The organism is Planktotalea arctica (genome assembly GCF_002105285.1).
Classification (GTDB): domain Bacteria; phylum Pseudomonadota; class Alphaproteobacteria; order Rhodobacterales; family Rhodobacteraceae; genus Planktotalea; species Planktotalea arctica.
Genome location: NZ_MUHR01000001.1, coordinates 75932 through 94416, shown reverse-complemented (window position 1 = coordinate 94416; position 18485 = coordinate 75932). Strand labels below are relative to the sequence as shown.

19 protein-coding genes are annotated in these 18485 nt (G+C 56.3%); 13 read left to right on the top strand and 6 right to left on the bottom strand.

What is annotated here, in order from left to right; genetic code table 11:
• Positions 1-30 precede the first annotated feature (30 nt).
• On the bottom strand, positions 31-1434 hold the full coding sequence (leuC, locus tag B9P63_RS00490; RefSeq protein ID WP_085306593.1) for a 3-isopropylmalate dehydratase large subunit: 1404 nt from the start codon (positions 1432-1434) through the stop codon (positions 31-33).
• 270 nt (positions 1435-1704) lie between these two features.
• Here leuC and B9P63_RS19080 point away from each other — a divergent pair, with 270 nt between their 5' ends.
• The 9 genes from B9P63_RS19080 to ureG all read left to right on the top strand — a co-directional run bounded on the left by B9P63_RS19080 (position 1705) and on the right by ureG (position 8491).
• Positions 1705-1845 carry a hypothetical protein gene (locus B9P63_RS19080; protein WP_176219068.1) on the top strand — a complete coding sequence of 47 codons (141 nt, stop codon included), beginning with the start codon at positions 1705-1707 and terminating at the stop codon, positions 1843-1845.
• 62 nt (positions 1846-1907) lie between these two features.
• The gene (locus B9P63_RS00480) at positions 1908-3293 is read left to right on the top strand and encodes a mechanosensitive ion channel family protein (protein ID WP_425439724.1); all 1386 of its coding nucleotides are present in this window, start codon (positions 1908-1910) and stop codon (positions 3291-3293) included.
• A gap of 321 nt (positions 3294-3614) precedes the next feature.
• Positions 3615-4394 carry an urease accessory protein UreD gene (locus B9P63_RS00475; protein ID WP_085306591.1) on the top strand — a complete coding sequence of 260 codons (780 nt, stop codon included), beginning with the start codon at positions 3615-3617 and terminating at the stop codon, positions 4392-4394.
• A gap of 3 nt (positions 4395-4397) precedes the next feature.
• The gene (locus B9P63_RS00470; RefSeq protein ID WP_085306590.1) at positions 4398-4700 is read left to right on the top strand and encodes an urease subunit gamma; all 303 of its coding nucleotides are present in this window, start codon (positions 4398-4400) and stop codon (positions 4698-4700) included.
• Positions 4701-4721: 21 nt separating this feature from the next.
• On the top strand, positions 4722-5027 hold the full coding sequence (locus tag B9P63_RS00465) for an urease subunit beta (protein WP_085307026.1): 306 nt from the start codon (positions 4722-4724) through the stop codon (positions 5025-5027).
• Between the two features lies 1 nt (position 5028).
• Positions 5029-6768: an urease subunit alpha gene (gene ureC, locus B9P63_RS00460; RefSeq protein WP_085306589.1), complete on the top strand. Its 1740-nt coding sequence runs from the start codon at positions 5029-5031 to the stop codon at positions 6766-6768.
• A complete protein-coding gene (locus B9P63_RS00455) occupies positions 6768-7241 on the top strand; it encodes an urease accessory protein UreE (protein ID WP_085306588.1) in 474 nt (157 codons plus the stop codon). The genes ureC and B9P63_RS00455 overlap by 1 nt, the downstream gene beginning before the upstream one ends.
• Entirely contained in the window at positions 7225-7860 is a 636-nt protein-coding gene (locus tag B9P63_RS00450) for an urease accessory protein UreF (protein WP_085306587.1), read from the top strand. The genes B9P63_RS00455 and B9P63_RS00450 overlap by 17 nt, the downstream gene beginning before the upstream one ends.
• 4 nt (positions 7861-7864) lie before the next feature.
• The gene (ureG, locus tag B9P63_RS00445; protein ID WP_085306586.1) at positions 7865-8491 is read left to right on the top strand and encodes an urease accessory protein UreG; all 627 of its coding nucleotides are present in this window, start codon (positions 7865-7867) and stop codon (positions 8489-8491) included.
• Here the strand turns inward: ureG and urtE are convergent.
• From urtE to urtA, 5 genes are all read right to left on the bottom strand, one after another.
• Positions 8488-9183, bottom strand: coding sequence for an urea ABC transporter ATP-binding subunit UrtE (urtE, locus tag B9P63_RS00440; protein ID WP_085306585.1), 696 nt, complete (start codon positions 9181-9183; stop codon positions 8488-8490). The two genes, ureG and urtE, sit on opposite strands and share 4 nt — an antisense overlap.
• 3 nt (positions 9184-9186) lie before the next feature.
• Positions 9187-9927: an urea ABC transporter ATP-binding protein UrtD gene (gene urtD, locus B9P63_RS00435; RefSeq protein WP_085306584.1), complete on the bottom strand. Its 741-nt coding sequence runs from the start codon at positions 9925-9927 to the stop codon at positions 9187-9189.
• Positions 9924-11099 (bottom strand): urea ABC transporter permease subunit UrtC, encoded by a 1176-nt coding sequence (urtC, locus tag B9P63_RS00430; protein WP_085306583.1) that lies wholly within the window; start codon positions 11097-11099, stop codon positions 9924-9926. Before urtC ends, urtD begins: the two co-directional genes overlap by 4 nt.
• Before the next feature lie 2 nt (positions 11100-11101).
• Positions 11102-13027: an urea ABC transporter permease subunit UrtB gene (gene urtB / locus B9P63_RS00425; RefSeq protein WP_085306582.1), complete on the bottom strand. Its 1926-nt coding sequence runs from the start codon at positions 13025-13027 to the stop codon at positions 11102-11104.
• A gap of 67 nt (positions 13028-13094) precedes the next feature.
• Positions 13095-14354 (bottom strand): urea ABC transporter substrate-binding protein, encoded by a 1260-nt coding sequence (gene urtA / locus B9P63_RS00420; RefSeq protein ID WP_425439728.1) that lies wholly within the window; start codon positions 14352-14354, stop codon positions 13095-13097.
• A gap of 509 nt (positions 14355-14863) precedes the next feature.
• Here urtA and rsfS point away from each other — a divergent pair.
• From rsfS to B9P63_RS00400, 4 genes are read left to right on the top strand one after another with little or no spacing between them, the layout of a single operon-like run.
• Positions 14864-15301, top strand: a complete 438-nt coding sequence (gene rsfS, locus B9P63_RS00415; protein ID WP_085306581.1) for a ribosome silencing factor — start codon at positions 14864-14866, stop codon at positions 15299-15301.
• A gap of 6 nt (positions 15302-15307) precedes the next feature.
• Complete coding sequence (gene rlmH, locus B9P63_RS00410; RefSeq protein ID WP_085306580.1) at positions 15308-15778, top strand: 23S rRNA (pseudouridine(1915)-N(3))-methyltransferase RlmH; 471 nt, start codon at positions 15308-15310, stop codon at positions 15776-15778.
• Between the two features lie 58 nt (positions 15779-15836).
• On the top strand, positions 15837-17354 hold the full coding sequence (gene gpmI / locus B9P63_RS00405) for a 2,3-bisphosphoglycerate-independent phosphoglycerate mutase (protein WP_085306579.1): 1518 nt from the start codon (positions 15837-15839) through the stop codon (positions 17352-17354).
• Positions 17354-18484: a murein hydrolase activator EnvC family protein gene (locus B9P63_RS00400; protein WP_085306578.1), complete on the top strand. Its 1131-nt coding sequence runs from the start codon at positions 17354-17356 to the stop codon at positions 18482-18484. The genes gpmI and B9P63_RS00400 overlap by 1 nt, the downstream gene beginning before the upstream one ends.
• The last annotated feature ends 1 nt before the right edge of the window (position 18485 follow it).

The following is an 18485-nucleotide window of genomic DNA, read 5'->3' as shown; positions in this document are numbered from 1 at the left end:
CAAGCATGGACAGGAATCCGCGTCGGTTCATCAGGTAAAGTCCCGAATATCGGTCAGCTTGCCGGTGATTGCAGCCGCCGCTGCCATGGCGGGCGACACAAGATGTGTACGCCCCTTATAGCCCTGACGACCCTCGAAGTTACGGTTCGACGTCGCTGCGCAGCGCTCACCCTCAGACAATTGATCGGGGTTCATCGCAAGACACATGGAACAACCCGCAAGGCGCCACTCGAAACCGGCATCGCGGAAGATATCCGCTAGGCCCTCTTCCTCGGCCTGCGCCCGCACGAGGCCGGAGCCGGGCACGATCATCGCGCGCATGCCTTCTTTGATCTTTTTTCCTTTGACGACTTCCGCAACAGCGCGAAAATCCTCGATCCGACCGTTGGTGCAAGACCCGATAAAAACTGTGTCAATTTCGATGTCCGTCAGCTTTTGACCAGCTGTCAGGCCCATATATTCAAGCGCGCGTTTCACTGCCTCGACTTTGCCGCCTTCGAAATCCTCGGGGGATGGAACAACGCCCGAGATTGGCAGAACGTCCTCGGGCGATGTGCCCCATGTCACGCTCGGCTCGATATCCGCGCCATTCAGTGTCACGATCTTATCGAATTGCGCACCCTCGTCGGTGAAGAGCGTGCGCCAGTACGTCTCGGCCGCTTCCCACTCTGCACCCTTGGGCGCGTGCGGGCGACCTTTGCAATACTCATATGTCTTCTCGTCCGGCGCGATCAGGCCTGCGCGCGCGCCGCCCTCGATCGCCATGTTGCAGACGGTCATGCGACCTTCCATGGACAGGGCCTCGATGGCCTCGCCACAATACTCGATGACATAACCTGTACCGCCAGCCGTGCCAGTAACACCGATCACAGACATCGTAATGTCCTTGGCCGTGACACCAGGCTTCAATTTGCCCGTGATCTCGACCTTCATGTTCTTGGATTTCTTCTGGATCAGCGTTTGCGTGGCCAGAACATGCTCGACCTCGGATGTGCCAATGCCATGCGCAAGTGCACCGAATGCGCCATGCGTTGCTGTATGACTGTCACCGCAAACAACGGTCATGCCCGGAAGGGTCCAGCCCTGCTCGGGTCCGACGATGTGCACGATACCTTGGCGCACATCGGACACTGGATAGTAATGAATGCCAAAATCCTTGGCGTTCTTGTCCAGCGCGTCGACTTGGATTTTGCTCTCTACGTTCTCGATACCTTTGACACGGTCGAGCGTCGTGGGCACGTTATGATCCGGCACCGCAATCGTCTTGTCCGGCGCGCGCACTGTGCGACTCGTCATGCGCAGACCCTCGAAGGCCTGCGGCGAGGTCACTTCGTGCACAAGGTGGCGGTCGATATAGAGCAGGCACGTGCCGTCTTCCGCTTCATGCGCAACATGCGCATCCCAGATTTTGTCATAGATCGTCTTGGGGGACATGGGTCCACTCCCGTCGTTGTTGTGAATGTTGTAAATGCGCTAGCGTCAAAGCTACCTGATCAAATAGGCCCTAGCCTAGGCGCGCCAGCACGGCGCGCAAGGCACCGTAAAAGCGTTCGCGCAGGCGTGTGCGCTCGTTCAGATCGAAAACACGTATCATGACCCGCAGATACACCACTCTGCCCGAGTCTCGCAAGACGCCACTTTTTTGCGATTTTCTTTTGATCCAAGACTGATCCAAGTCGAGACCGGGCGCGTACACCCGTCATTATGAAATCAGTGCTTGAAATCTCCGCGCTCGCGCGCCTGCAGTTCGCCATGATCGCGATGCTTGTTGCCATGTTCTTTCTCGCTATATCGCTTTCGGGTGAAGAGGCGCTTCAAACCACGTCCGTCATTTTGTTGCGCTAACCTTGCCGAGGCCAAAGCCCCGTGACAGAGTAACGCAAACAAAATGAGGCAAAGGTGCCCCCGTGAGCGATACCCCCGCGCAAAGCACCCTGGAGCAGGCCACAACAGCCGCAGCTGAGGACGCAGTAACCGCGCCCGACGCATTGGCCGAACTGCGAGAGGCGGCGTTTTCCTTTGCCGATTTCGCGCAAGGCATCACCGAAAACCTGCTGCGCCCCTGGATCGCCTATCAGATCGCCATTGCGCTTGGTGTGTTCATCGCGGCGCATTTTCTAACGGGCGTGCTCAAACCGCGTATGCACACATGGATGCGCACGCGCGAAGGCTGGCCCACATGGCGCATGCGCATTCTGGTCATGCTGCACAGACGTTTGCGCCTTTTGGTTTATGTGGCGCTGATCTGGGCCACCGTACTGATCATGCGCGAAATGACTTGGCCCTCGCGCTCCTACTTGCTCTCGATCATCGCCAATCTCGCAAGTGCGTGGTTCTTCGTCGCCTTCTTCACCCGCTTCATTCACAATCCCTTGCTGCGCAGCATCATACGGTATGGCGCATGGATTTGGGTGACGCTCAGCATCGTGAGCCTGACGGACGAAGCGCAAAACGTGATGCAAAGCATTGCCTTCGAGATTGGCACCATGCGGCTATCGCTTTGGACAGTTTTGCAGGCGATCATCATTCTGGCCGTGCTTTTCGCGGGCGCGCGTTTCGTGTCCACCGTGTCTTCGGCCACCATCCGGCGCAACGATGAAATCTCGCCATCGATGCAGGTACTCGCAATCAAGTTCCTGCAAGTGCTGCTCTATGGCGCTGCCTTCTTCATCGGGATGCGCACGGTCGGGGTCGATCTGACCGGGCTCGCGGTGCTTTCAGGAGCCATCGGTGTCGGCCTTGGTTTTGGCCTGCAAAAGGTCGTCTCCAACCTTGTTTCCGGCATCATCATCCTGCTCGATAAATCGATCAAACCGGGGGATGTCATTTCGCTGGGTGAGACGTTCGGCTGGATCAACTCGCTTGGTGCGCGCTATGTCAGCGTAGTTACGCGCGATGGTAAAGAATACTTGATCCCGAATGAGGATTTGATCACGGGCCAAGTGGTCAACTGGTCCCATTCCAGTGACTATGTGCGCCTTGATATCTTTTTCGGCGCGGCCTACGGCGATGATCCTCACAAGGTTCGCGCGCTGGCCGTTGACGCTGCGCAATCCGTGAACCGCGTGCTCGGCGCACCTCGCGCACCAGTGTGTCACGTGGTGGGTTTTGGCGATAGCAGCGTCGATTACATCCTGCGCTTCTGGATCAGAGACCCCACAGGCGGCCTCACAAATGTGCGCGGCGCTGTGTTCTTGGCGCTATGGGATACGTTCAAGGAGAACGATATTTCTATCCCGTTCCCGCAGCGGGAAGTGCGGATGTTAGAGGACGGAGCCTCGCAAAAATCATGATTTCGCTTGCTTTAGCTATGAAAATTCGCGCTTCGGCTAACCGTTTTGAATCCGCTTGAACTTATGCGGAACCGCAACAAGGTTCTGGCTTTTGGATTAGTGCCGCGTTTGTTTTCAATATTTTTTCAGCCTGTTTTTCACGCATGTCAGTCTAATTATTAAGCGATCACGCAAACGCTTGGTAAACCACTTCGCATTCACGGCCTTTGCTTGCTCATTGTGACAAATCCCGCCACGGCTTATCTGCTAACATGTGAAGAGGCTGGCGTGACTGCACACATTCCCATCAATTCTTTGCCTGTTTTTCAGCGCGCTCGAGGGATGCTAAATATTAGTGCGCAGCGGGCATCGGGTGATGTCACGCGGTTAAAGAACCTGCGCCAACAAGGGTCGTTTCGCGCGATATTCCCGCGCCCCGTAAGCGGGAATGTTGAAGCCGTAATCATTAACACAGCAGGCGGTGTGACGGGGGGCGATCAGTTTTCAACTACTGTCACAGCCCATGAGAACGCCAATATCAGTTGTACAACACAAGCTGCCGAACGCATCTACGGCGCTTCGGATTTGAATGCGGGTTCAATCCAGACGACTTTGACTGCCGAACAAGGCGCGCAACTTTATTGGCTTCCACAAGAAACAATTGTGTTTGATCGGGCGCGTTTGCGACGACGTCTGGATGTGCATCTCCACCCTAGAGCCAAATTTCTGATGGTTGAGCCAATGGTGTTTGGACGCGAAGCATCGGGAGAGACCCTGCGCTCCGCAGGCTTGGATGATCGCGTATCTATATTCTCCAATCGTCAGAGCCTTTATCTGGACCGGTTCAAGTTCGAAGGTGATATCGCCAGCCAACTTGGGCGCCCAGCTGTCGCAAATGGGGCCAGAGCTATGGCCAGCATAGTTCTGGCCGAGCAAAATGCTAAGCTGTTTCTTGATCCTGTTCGCGCACTTTTGCCGAGCTGCGCGGGTGCCAGCCTGTTATCCGAAACCGTCCTTGTTGTGCGCATCCTAGCCGCTGACAGCTTTGCTTTGCGCACCATCCTTTTGCCGATCCTGAAATTACTCACAAACGATGCCGTGCCAAAGAACTGGAGACTTTGACCCATGCAGTTAACCCCTCGTGAAAAAGACAAGTTGCTAGTGGCCATGGCTGCAGAGGTGGCGCGCAAACGTTTGGCGCGGGGAGTAAAATTGAACTACCCCGAAGCAATTGCGTTGATCACCGATGCAGTCGTTGAAGGGGCGCGCGATGGGCGGTCCGTGGCCGACATGATGGAGGCAGGGGCGCATATCGTAACCCGTAGCCAATGTATGGAGGGCATCGCCGAAATGATCAACGATGTGCAGGTTGAGGCGACGTTTCCTGACGGCACCAAACTTGTCACCGTTCACAACCCGATCCGATAGGAGACTCAGATGATCCCCAAAATGATTCCGGGCGAACTTTTCCCCGCCGACGGCGAGCTGATCCTGAATGAAGGGCGTGATGCGATCACGTTAATGGTAGCGAATACCGGCGATCGGCCCGTACAGGTCGGCAGCCACTATCATTTTTCCGAAAGTAACGGAGCTTTGGAATTTGATCGCGACGCGGCCTACGGGCGACGCCTCGACATCGCACCTGGCACCGCTGTGCGGTTTGAACCAGGGCAGCGGCGCGAAGTGAACTTGATCGAGGTGTCAGGCGCACGGCGAATTTTCGGGTTTAATAATAAAGTTATGGGAAAGCTGTAGCATGGCCAGTTCGATTTCACGCGCGGATTACGCAGCCATGTTTGGCCCGACTGTGGGCGACAAGCTGCGTCTTGCAGACACAGATTTGATCATCGAGGTCGAGCGGGACCTGACGGCCGAGCGCGCCAATGGCGGAAACAGTCGAACGTACGGCGAAGAAGTGAAATTTGGTGGTGGCAAGGTCATCCGCGACGGGATGGGGCAATCGCAGGCAACGCGTGCGCAAGGTGCAGTGGATACCGTTATCACCAACGCGCTTATTGTGGATCATAGCGGGGTTTATAAGGCCGATGTTGGTCTGCGCAGCGGGCGTATTCACAAAATTGGCAAGGCTGGAAACCCTGATACCCAACCTGGCGTCGATATTATCGTCGGGCCCGGCACCGAAGTAATTGCGGGTGAGGGACGCATCCTGACGGCCGGTGGTTTTGACAGTCATATCCATTTCATTTGCCCGCAGCAAATCGAGGACGCACTCCACTCTGGTCTGACCACGATGCTTGGGGGCGGTACGGGCCCGGCCCACGGCACGCTCGCAACCACTTGCACACCCGGTCCGTGGCACATCGGGCGCATGTTGCAAGCGGCGGATGCCTTTCCAATGAACCTTGCGTTTGCGGGCAAAGGCAATGCGAGCCAGCCAGACGCGCTGGTGGAAATGGTGAATGGCGGGGCCTGTGCATTGAAGCTGCATGAGGATTGGGGCACCACGCCCGCAGCCATTGATTGCTGCTTGTCCGTTGCCGATGACATGGATGTTCAGGTGATGATCCACACGGATACCTTGAATGAATCCGGCTTTGTAGAAACCACCGTCGCAGCCATGAAGGGGCGCACCATCCATGCGTTTCACACTGAAGGTGCAGGCGGTGGCCATGCCCCCGATATTATCAAGATTTGCGGCGAAGAGCACGTCTTGCCGTCCTCCACCAACCCAACGCGGCCTTACACGGTCAACACGCTTGAGGAACATCTGGATATGTTGATGGTGTGTCACCACCTCGACAAATCCATCCCCGAAGACGTGGCCTTTGCCGAAAGCCGTATCCGCCGAGAGACGATTGCCGCTGAGGATATCCTGCATGACATGGGCGCATTTTCGATTATTGCATCAGACAGTCAGGCCATGGGCCGTGTAGGCGAGGTGTTGATCCGCACTTGGCAGACGGCAGACAAGATGAAGAAACAGCGCGGACGATTGGCCGAAGAAACCGGCGAGAATGACAATTTTCGTGTGCGGCGCTACATCGCGAAATACACAATCAACCCTGCAATTGCCCATGGGATCAGCCACGAGATTGGCAGTATTACTGAAGGAAAACGCGCCGATCTAGTGCTGTGGAACCCTGCATTCTTTGGTGTGAAACCTGAAATGGTTTTGATGGCAGGAACGATTGTTTGCGCCCAAATGGGCGATCCAAATGCATCAATCCCAACACCGCAACCCGTCTATTCACGGCCCATGTTCGGGGCATTCGGGCGATCTGTCGAACATTCGGCCGTTTGTTTTGTCTCTGCGGCGGCGCAGGCCAATGATATCGGAAAAACCTTGGGTCTAGCAAAGCAAACCGTGGCCGTTCGGAATACCCGCAACATCGGGAAATCGAACCTGATACACAACACCGCCACCCCCCATATGGAGGTAAACCCCGAAACCTATGAGGTGCGTGCGGATGGTGAATTACTCACCTGCGAACCCGCCACGGAATTGCCCATGGCACAGCGATATTTCTTGTTCTGATGGCGGACTTCATAACTCAAAAAATCAGAAAAGCGGGGACATGGACGGGGGCGTTTTCGCTATGCGTGCTCACTTATGACGAACGCTTTCTGCGCCGCAAGGTCATCAAGACTGCCCACGGCGAGACCCTGTTGGTGGATTTGGCACATACCACATCGATGGATCATGGCGACGCGTTCGAACTTGTCGATGGACGACTGATCGAAGTCATTGCCGCCGAGGAACCGTTGTTAGAAATCACGGGCGATCTGGTGCAGCTGGCGTGGCACATCGGCAATCGCCACACACCCTGCCAAATCGATGCGACACGATTGTTGATCCAAGACGATCCCGTCATCGGGCATATGTTGGAACACCTCGGGGCGACTGTTCGCAAGGTCCACCAACCATTCACCCCCGAGGGCGGCGCATATGGACACGGGCGCACGCATTCCCATGAACACGTGGCGACGGCGCATGACCACGAACACTGACGCACTCACGCTATCGCAATTGCTGTCGCCCAGTTTTCCGGTTGGGGGCTTTGCCTATTCGCACGGGCTGGAAACGGCGATCAACGAGGGGGCAATCACCTGTGCTGCAACGTTAGAAGCATGGTTATCAGATCTATTGCAGTTTGGCGGGGCCCAATCGGACGCTGTTTTGTTGAATATGGCTTATGGCGGGGACGCCGCAGAGGTTGACGAACAGGCACGGGCATTTGCGAGCAGTGCCGAACGGTTGAAGGAAACCGATCTGCAGGGTGCTGCGTTTTGCGAAACAGTTCAAGCCGTTTGGGATCTTGATCTAGGGCGACTTTGCTACCCAGTTGCCGTGGGCCAAGCGGCAGTTGTGATGAAACTTGATCCTGAGTTGACCACGGCCATGTATCTGCAAGCCTACATAGCGAACCTCGTCGCAGCAGCGCTGCGATTGGTGCCATTGGGCCAAGTGGACGGGCAGAAAGTGCAAACCGCGTTGAAGCCACATTGCGCAGCCATAGCTAGGGCGAGCATCGGGGCCACACTGGACGATCTACACAATTGTGCATGGGCGTCCGATATCGCGGCCATGCGCCACGAAACCCAATATTCCCGCGTATTCCGGAGTTAGAACAATGACATCACAAAACGGACCCCTTCGGATCGGCATTGGCGGCCCTGTTGGTGCGGGCAAAACCACATTGACGGCAGCACTGGCGCGGATATTGCACCCGCAAATCTCCATCGGGGTCATAACCAATGACATCTATACTCAAGAAGATGCAGAAGCGCTGATGCGTATGCAAATACTACCCCAAGACCGTGTGATTGGTGTGGAAACGGGAGGGTGTCCCCATACGGCAATCCGTGAGGATGCCTCGATCAATCTAGCGGCGATTGCCGAAATGCGCGCCCGCCACGAGGATGTGGAAATCGTACTGATCGAGAGCGGGGGCGACAATCTTTCGGCCACGTTTAGTCCTGAATTGGCCGATGTAACCGTCTATGTGATCGACGTGGCGGCAGGCGAAGAAATCCCGCGTAAAGGCGGGCCTGCGATTACGAAGTCGGATATTCTTGTCATCAATAAAACCGACCTAGCGCCTCATGTCGGGGCCTCTCTTGAGGTGATGGAGCGCGACGCGACCCGCATGCGCGCAGGCAAGCCGTTTGTGTTCACCAGCCTGCGCAAGGGCAACGGGGCGGATGTGGTTTTGGGATTTTTGGCCCAGATCGGTGGCTTTGAGGTCCCGAAAACCTAAACTGAAACTTGCTGGTACAGCGTGCCGCGATCAAGATCATCGGCGCGCTTGTGCAACACCACCTCGCCACGTTTCATCACAATGAATTCATCACCGAGATCATAGGCGAAATCAAAAAACTGTTCGACCAGAATGATAGCCATATCGCCTTGTTCACACAGAATGCGAATGACGTTACCAATTTGCTGGATGATGTTGGGCTGGATGCCCTCTGTCGGCTCGTCGAGCAACAATACTTTGGGGCGCGTAATTAGAGCGCGTGCAATAGCAAGCTGTTGTTGCTGTCCCCCCGAAAGGTCCCCGCCGCGGCGGTCGGCCATGTCGCTCAACACGGGGAACAAATCATAAATGTGTTCGGGAACAGCGCGGTCGGCTTTGTCCAGACAGGCGAACCCTGTCTGAAGGTTTTCCACCACGCTCATCATCGGAAACACCTCGCGGCCCTGCGGCACATAAGCGATGCCCGCTTTGGCGGCGTCAAAGGCGTTAAGGTGCTCGATGGATTTGCCATCAAGCGCCATAGTGCCACTCGCATAGGGGTGTCGCCCTGCTATCGCTTTCAAAAGGCTGGTTTTACCGACGCCGTTTGTTCCCATTACGGCGGTGACTTCACCTGCCCTCGCACTTAGTGACACGCCATTTAGGATCTGGCTTTGCCCATATTTCAGGGTGAGGTTCTCGATATTCAACATGCTCTAGCGCCCTAAATACACGTCAACGACGTCTTGGTTTTTGGTAACATGATCAAGGCTGCCTTCGGCAAGAACTGAACCTTGGTGCAGCACCGTGACCTTGCAATTCAAACGGCGCACAAATTCCATATCATGCTCAACAACCACAACAGCGCGGGTTCTGGCGGCGCGCACCAGCAGGTCGGTTGTGTGTTCACGCTCGGACGGTGACATGCCAGCGGCGGGTTCATCCACCAACAAAAGACGCGGGTCTTGCGCCAACAGCATCCCAATTTCAAGCCATTGTTTTTGCCCGTGGCTGAGCGCGCCCGCGGTTTGATCAAGCGCATCCGATAGCCCAATTTCATCGCTGATCTCGCGCGCGCGGTCCGCGCTGTCATCCACACGGCGCTTGAACAATAGATCAAACGGACCGCGCGGGTTTTTGAGGGCCATGACAATGTTCTCGCGCACCGTTTGCGCCTCAAAGACGGTAGGTTTCTGGAACTTGCGCCCGATCCCGCTTTGCGCGATCTGGCTTTCGCTCATGCCCAGCAAGGACACGGATTTCTCACCCCAAATCACGCGCCCTTCGTCGGGTTTGGTTTTACCTGTGAGGATATCCATAAAGGTGGTTTTGCCTGCGCCATTAGGGCCAATGATGGCGCGCAGTTCAGGCTCGGCAATTTGAATGGACAGGTTGTTAATCGCCTTGAACCCGTCAAAGCTAACGCTGACGCCCGAGACTTCGAGAAGGGTGTTCATGGCGCGTCTCCCTTGCGGGGCTGCAAAAGGTCGAACAATCCGCCGATACCTTTGGGGAAGAATAATGTGACCGCCACAAAGGTGAGGCCAAGCAGCACCAGCCACCAGTCTGTCCACCCGATCACATAGAACCCAAGGTTGATGTCAGGCGCTTTGCCGCCCGTAAACCAAGACGACATCAACGACACGACGGCCGCGCCAATGACCGCGCCATACAAACGACCCCGCCCACCGATGGCCACCCAAACCGCCAGATAAATCGACGCAATAGGTGCGATTTCAGCGGGGTTTATGATGCCTGCTTGCGGGTAATACAGCGCGCCTGCGATGGCGGCGATGATGGCGGTTATGGTGAAGACGAACAGTTTGTAGCTTTCCACATGATACCCGAGGAATCGCACGCGGGCCTCATTGTCGCGGATTGCGCGAATGACTGATCCCAGTTTGCCCGCGGTGATCCATGCAAACAGAACGTAGCCCACACCAAGGGCAAATGCGGAGGCCCAGAAGAACCAAAGCGACAGGGTCGCTTGGGACACAGCCTCAAGCCCAGGAATGTTCTGTAATCCAGACAGCCCGTTGTTGCCGCGAAGGCCAGTGTCGTTCTGGAAAAAGTAAAGCGAAAGCGCCAAGGTCATCGCTTGCGTCAGGATCGACAGATAAACACCTGTGACGCGGCTGCGAAATGCAAGCCAGCCAAAGACCAAAGCCAGCAAGCCCGGCACAAGGGCGACCGCCAAAAGTTGCAAGGTGAGGGAATGGGAAAACGCCCAAATCATCGGGAAGTCCGAACTGCCGACAACACCAAATATTTGGGTGCCGATGGCGTTGGTGATTTCATCCGGTGTGGGCGGCAACGTTGCGTTTTCGAGCGAGGCAATCACGATATCTTCGGTGCGCGCATACATCAGCCACATGCCGATGGCGTAGCCTCCGATTCCGAAAAAGGCAAAATGTCCAAGGCTGAGGATACCGCAGTAGCCCCAGACAACGTCCATCGCGATTGCGACAAGGCACAAACATAAGGTTTTACCGAGAGTTTTGACAAACGAGGTGGAAATCAGAGCGGCCCCAGAGGCTTCGCTCAGAATCGTGATGACAATCGTGAAGCCAGCAAGCCCCAAGAGGAACCACAGCACGGACGGGTTTTTTGCAATGAAAGAGCGTTCCATACCTAATCTCCTGCCGCGCGGCCCTTGAGGGCGACGATGCCTTTGGGGCGAAATTGAATGAATAGAATGACGAACAGGATCATATAGGTTTGCGCGGCCAAGGTGTTGGATGGGTTCAACCATTCGATCCCCTTTTGGCCAAAACCGATCATCGCTGCCCCCGCAAGCGTGCCCCAAACGTTGCCGACACCGCCAACGACCACGGTCATAAAGCTCTGCACAATGTAATCAGACCCCATTTCAGAGGTGACTTTGGCATATAGACCAATGGCCACCCCAGCGATGCCAGCAATGCCCGAGCCAAGGCCGAAGGTCATCATGTTGATCCGATTCGGGTTGATTCCCATGGATGACGCCATGCCTGGATTTTGGGTGACAGCGCGAACCTCAAGGCCAAGCCGTGTGCGTTTGAGGATGTACAAGATCAGCGCCAGAAAGATCAGGGCCATGGCAAAAATGGCAATGCGGATAAAACTGATCCGGATAACGTCATTGACCACAAAGGCACCTGCCAACCAGTCGGGCGACGTCAGCGGGCGCGCTTGGGTGCCGAAGATATTCTTGGCAATCTGTTGTAGCGCGATCGAGATACCAAAGGTCGCAAGCAAGGTTTCGAGGGGGCGATGATACAATCGGCGGATCACCAAGCGTTCCATCACCACGCCTGCGGCAAATGTTACAGCGAACGCCAGTGGCAAAGCTACGACTATCGATACGGTGTAATTAGGAATGAACAACTGCACCACATAGCCCGTGTAAGCGCCCATCATGATGAATTCACCGTGGGCCATGTTGATCACGCCCATTACCCCGAAGGTGATGGCAAGTCCTATGGCCGCGAGGAAAAAGATCGATGCCAAAGACAAGGCGTCGAGTGTTAGATCAACCGCCTGGGCCGATGCTACACGGGTTTCGACCGAGGCAAGCGCAGTAGCGGCGGCGGTTGTAATGTCGGCGTTTGGCGTGGCGTAAAGTTCGTAGAACACATGTGCGGACAAGGCGGCATTGCGCGCCTCGTCGGTGACCAGCGTGGGGACGGCTCCACGCGCGGCGAGGGCTGCATAGGCCGCCGCGCGATTTGCTGGATCATCCATTTGAGCCACAGGGAGGTCCGCGATGCGACCCCCAATGATGTTAGCCTCCAGTGCCTCTTTGATGTCAGCGGCGCTTTGGCGCGCAGGCGCAAGGTTGGCGGCAACCAAAGCGGCGTAAGACCGATCCGGATCGATGAACGGGTCAAGGATTGCCGCGATGTTGCCGTCAGGCGCGCGGTCGGAGACACCTGGCGACTTAGTGAGAATTTGATTCAGGACGGCGCGGGCCTCAACAGATGTATCAGTTGCAAGACTGTTGATCGCTGCAATTCGATTCATCGGGCTTTCGGCAAACCGTGCGGACAAGAAATTTGCTAGTTGGATTTTTCGTGCCTTGAGGTCGGCGTCCACTTCGCCATCGATAGAGGCCATAAGCGGGGCAAGCTGCGCAGCTTCGGGACGGCGCGCAATCGAGGCGACGGCGGTCTCTCGACGGGTGAGATCAGGGTCCAGCAATTGGAACTGAACCAGCGCTGTCCCGATCACACGGCGCACACCGCCGTTGGGCTTTAGCTGATAATACTCAGCGCTGGCATCGGCGGATTGCGCGCCAGTGTCGATGTCCGTAAGGGTTAGAAGGCCCTCCCCCTCGGCACCGATAAAGAACATGCCATCATCGCGCTGCCAGACGTTTTTTTCAGCCCATTGCTCTAGAAAGTCCGTTGTTTGTGGCAAGCCGGAGGCCACTATATCCCCCAAAGCGACGCCGACCGAATTGCGCGACGGGCTGGCGATTTCTTCGCCGTGGGCTTGCAAGATGGACTGCAAGGTTTGGGCGGATGCCGCCAGTGCAGTGCCGAGCAAGATCATCAAGGCGAGGATTGTATGGCGCATGCTATTCTTTCGGTATTCGGCATTACAACAGGCACACGAAGGTCTCCTCGTGCGCCTGAAAAATATCTTAGTAGTTGGACGTCAGCTGAACGCAGGTCTCGGTCTCGGTGTTATACATCCCGCAACCCAAATTTTTCCAATCAGACACCAACACGGCCGAAGCTGGCAAGAAGTCGGTCCACGCATCACCGCGAACTTCACTCGTCTGAGAAATAATGTCGAATTGACCGTCTGCTGTGATTTCACCAATCAGAACAGGCTTGGCGAGGTGGTGGTTCGGTAACATAACGGCCGTACCACCCGTCAGGTTCGGAAACTCCTGTCCGTACATAGCGGCTCGGACAGCATCTACGTCCGTCGTGCCTGCTGCCTCAACCGCGGCAACCCACATGTTAAAGCCGATGTAGTGGGCTTCCATTGGATCGTTGGTCACGCGGCCTTCACCGGCAAATGCCTGCCAAGCCTCGATGAAGGCTGTGTTCGCATCAGATTCTGCAGACATGAAGTAGTTCCAAGCCGCCAAATGCCCCACGAGGTTTGTTGTATCGAGGCCAGATAGTTCTTCCTCACCCACAGAGAATGCAACAACGGGGATGTCATCAGCCGAGATACCCGCGGCAGCCAGTTCCTTATAAAACCCTATGTTAGCGTCGCCATTGATCGTGGAAATCACGCCAACCTGCTTGCCGTCTTCACCCAAGGCCACAACGTCAGAAACAATCGTCGCCCAATCAGATTGACCAAACGGCGTATAGTTCACGAAGATGTCCCCGGACGCGATACCCTTGTCTTGCAGGTATTGTTCAAGGATATTGTTGGTGGTTCTGGGATAGACATAGTCTGTGCCGAGCAGAGCAAATTTCTCGACACCCAGTTCCTCCAGGAAATAATCAACCGCTGGAATAGCTTGTTGGTTCGGTGCGGCGCCTGTGTAGAACACGTTGCGCGAAGATTCTTCTCCCTCGTACTGAACAGGGTAGAACAGCAAACCGTTCAATTCTTCGATGACAGGTAAAACAGATTTACGGGACACAGATGTCCAGTTTCCGAAGATTACATCGACTTTATTAACGGTCAGCAATTCCCGCGCCTTTTCAGCGAACAAGGGCCAATCGGATGCAGGATCGACAACGACCGCTTCGATCTGACAGCCCAAGACCCCACCGGCTGCGTTTTGCTGCTCGATTAACATCAGCATGGTATCTTTCAAAGTTGTCTCGGAAATGGCCATCGTGCCGGAAAGCGAATGAAGCACGCCAACCTTGACCGGTTCAGCGCAGTCCGCATGTGCAACGGTACTTAAGGCGAAGAGCGACGTCGCGCACAGCGACGCGAGTAGTGTTTTACGATTGATCAAAGGATAGACCCCCTAGTTTCGCCGCGCACACGATCACGATACTAGGCAGGGCCCAGCGGTCATGGTAACCGGATTACGCAGCTTTTACGTTGCAGCCATGCGAGGGTCGTTTTCTGCCAGGATTGCACCCTCGCGTGGCATTGAATTGCCCAAATGCGGACAGTCAGAGCGTTGAGCTTGGATGGCCAAAGTTGAAGCGCTCCCGAGGTAAATCAGCTCCACTGGTGCGGCTTTGGTGAAAACTTAGCCTTTTCAAAAGTCACCGCCTAAAAATAAGGCGCAAATCAAATGCCGCACTGCAGCAAGCTCCGTCCCGCAGCAAGACCTACAAGGCAGGCACTGACGAACTTTAAACCCCGAAGACTGCTTTGAGCCGTTCCCATTTTCCCCACAAAAATGCTGCAACTGCACAGGTTGAGATTTCACCTTGTCAGTGCTACATAGCAAAAACCCAGCACCGGGGCAGAATCGGTGTGCTTATGGAGGACAGTGTCCTGTCTGTTAAAACCGATGCGGCAACGGCCGCGGATCTTGGGTCAACCACGATGACCGGCCCCAATGACACCAGCAGCGATGCGCTTCTGGCCTTTATCATGGCCTCTCTTGAAGACGACAAAGCCGAAGACATCGTGCAGATCGATCTGCGCGGTAAATCGGCTATTGGCGATTACATGCTGGTCTGCTCTGGCCGCTCTACGCGTCAGGTCGTTGCGATTTCCGAGAAGCTGCAAGACAAGATCAAGCAGGAATTGGGCCGTGCGTCCAAGCTAGAGGGCAAGGGCAGCGGCGATTGGGTTCTGCTGGATACGGGCGATATCATCGTTCATGTGTTCCGCCCCGAAGTGCGCGAGTTCTACCAGATCGAAAAGATGTGGCTTGGCGGCGACGAAGTCATGCCGCGCCCCACAACGAGCTAATCCCTCATGAAAGTACATGTCTGTGCTGTCGGGCGGATGCGCGCCGGTCCGGAAAAAGTGCTTTTCGACGATTATCAAACACGGTTTGACCGAACGGGTCGGGGCCTCAGCCTCGGCCCTTTGTCCGTTCTGGAAGTCGAGGACAAGAAAAGCCTCGGCATGGGTGCAGAGGCCGCTTTGCTGGAGCGCGTCATCCCCAAGGGCGCTGTGATCTGCGCCATGGACGAGCGAGGCAGCGTGATGACTTCGCCCAAATTCGCCAACCAAATTGCCAGATGGCGCGATGCGGGGCGCTCTGATCTGGCGTTCATCATAGGAGGCGCGGACGGGATTGACCCTGAACTGCGCAAGCGCGCAGATTTCAAACTCAGCTTCGGTAACATGGTCTGGCCCCACATGCTCGCCCGTGTGATGCTGGCCGAACAACTCTATCGAGCGGCATCAATCCTCTCAGGCGGACCGTATCACAGGGTTTAGCTTTGCCTTGGCTACACGCTTCTCTTAGAAGGGGCGCAAGCCTAAGAAAGTATCAGCCATGACCACTCCCAAACCTGTCGTTTTGTGTATTTTGGACGGCTGGGGTATCAGCCCCGACACCTCCGGAAACGCACCTGTCCTCGCCAATACTCCAAACTTCGATCACATCATGTCGCAAGGCCCGTCCTCGCAACTGATCACGCATGGACCGGATGCAGGTCTACCAAGCGGGCAAATGGGAAATTCAGAGGTTGGCCACACGAACATCGGCGCAGGGCGCGTTGTCGCGATGGACCTTGGGCAGATTGATCTGGCGATCGAGGATGGCAGTTATTTTAAGGCAGAGGCCTTGGTGAGGTTCATCAAAACCCTCAAAGCCAGCGGCGGCACCGCACATATCATGGGGCTTTTGTCCGATGGCGGTGTGCATGGCTCGCTGGTGCATCTGGTTGCCTCTGTCGATCTGATTGCCAAGGCAGGCGTGCCGGTCGCGCTTCACCTCATCACAGACGGGCGCGATGTGTCCCCATCTTCCGCGCTCGGCTACCTCGACACGCTCGAAGCTTCGTTGCCTGCCGGCGCTAAGATCGCAACGGTATGCGGGCGCTACTACGCATTGGATCGCGACAACCGTTGGGAACGTGTCAGCACCGCATTTAATGCTATGCTAAACGCAAAGGGCGCAGCCCAGCCAAACGCCAAAGCAACGATTGATGCCGCCTACGCCGAGAGTATTACCGATGAATTTATCAAAGCGAGCGTGATTGGCGATTACGCTGGTGCCAAGGACGGCGACGGCCTCTTCTGCCTAAATTTCCGCGCTGATCGCGCGCGCGAGATTTTGGCCGCGCTTGCTGATCCAGAGTTTGACGCGTTTGAAACGGGCCCTCGTCCAGCTTGGTCGGCTGTCCTCGGAATGGTCGAGTATTCCAAAGCGCATAACGCATATCTGCAAACCGTCTTCCCCCCGCGCGACATTCCCAACACGCTAGGCGCATGGGTCGCGAAACAGGGCAAGCTGCAATTTCGCTGCGCAGAGACGGAAAAATACCCCCATGTCACGTTCTTCATGAATGGCGGCGTGGAAATCCCCGAAGAGGGCGAAGATCGGTACATGGCCCCGTCCCCCAAGGTTGCAACCTACGACATGCAGCCCGAAATGAGCGCGGCTGAAGTCACCGACGCCTTCGTAGGCGCAATCAACGACGGCTATGACTTGATCATCACCAACTACGCCAACCCCGACATGGTGGGTCACACCGGCGATCTAGAGGCTGCGATCAAAGCCTGTGAAGCGGTGGACGCTTGCCTTGGCCGCGTGCTGGATGCGCTCGAAACCGCAGGCGGCGCGATGATCGTCACCGCGGATCATGGCAATTGCGAAATGATGTTCGATCCCGTGACAGGTGGGCCGCATACCGCGCATACGGTCAATCCTGTGCCTGTGGCGCTGGTCGGTGGACCTGCCGGAGCAACTCTGCGCCAAGGGCGACTTGCCGATCTAGCCCCGACGCTGCTGCAATTGATGGACCTGCCGCAACCGCCCGAAATGACCGGCAAGAGCCTGATCACCTGATGCGAGCCCTGCTCGCCTTTCTGATCGCCTTGAGTTTGGCCAGCCCGCTTCCGGCGCAGGACAATCCCGGCGCAACGGCGCAAGCGGCGGCGGACAAGCTGCGCGCAGCCTCAAGCCAATTGCAAACCGCGAAATCAGCGCGCGACCGCGTGAAGGCGCTCACGGCAACCGTGCAAGCCTTCGAGACCGGCCTCGATGCCATGCGCGAGGGTCTGCGCCTTGCCGCCACGCGCGAGAATGTGCTGAGCCGCCAACTATCGGCGCGCGACGGTGAAGTGGCACAATTACTCGGAATTTTGCAAACCATCAGCCGCGCACCGGCTCCGGTTCTTATGGCGCATCCCGATGGGCCTGCGGGTGCTGTGCGCTCGGGCATGCTGGTTGCGGAAATGACCCCCGCGCTGAGTGCGCGCGCCAATGCGCTACGCCGCGATGTCGAGGAAATGAGCCTGCTGCGCAGCTTGCAGGAAACGGCGACGGACGAGCTTCGCACCGCCCTGATCGGCGTTCAGGATGCGCGCAGCGCGCTCAGTCAGGCCATGGCGGATCGCAAAGACCTGCCCCAGAAGTTCACCGAAGATCCTGTGCGCACCGCGATCCTGATCAGCTCGACCGAAACGCTGGACGCCTTCGCAGGGGGTCTCAGCAAGATCACCACCTCCGAAGCGCTTGGGCCGCTGCCAGATATCGCCACTTTCAAAGGCACACTGCCTCTACCCGTCGAGGGCCGCATTTTGCGCCGCGCGGGCGAAGCGGACGCAGCCGGCATCGAGCGCCCCGGCATCCTGATCGCCGCACGTGCGCGATCACTGGTGACGACGCCTACGACGGCCACCATCCGCTATCACGGACCCCTGCTCGATTATGGCAATGTGGTCATTCTGGAACCACAAGCCGATCTTTTGTTCGTGCTGACCGGCCTCGAAACGCTTTACGGAGAAATCGGCCAGGTGTTGCCCGCAGGCTTCCCTGTGGGTCTGATGGGCGGAAATACCGATCAAATCGACCAGATCGTCTCACAAGCAGGTGAAGGGGGTGGAAACACCCGCTCAGAAACGCTCTATATAGACGTAAGAGAAAACAACAGTTCCGTGGACCCGCTGGATTGGTTCAAGGCAGACAAGGAATGAG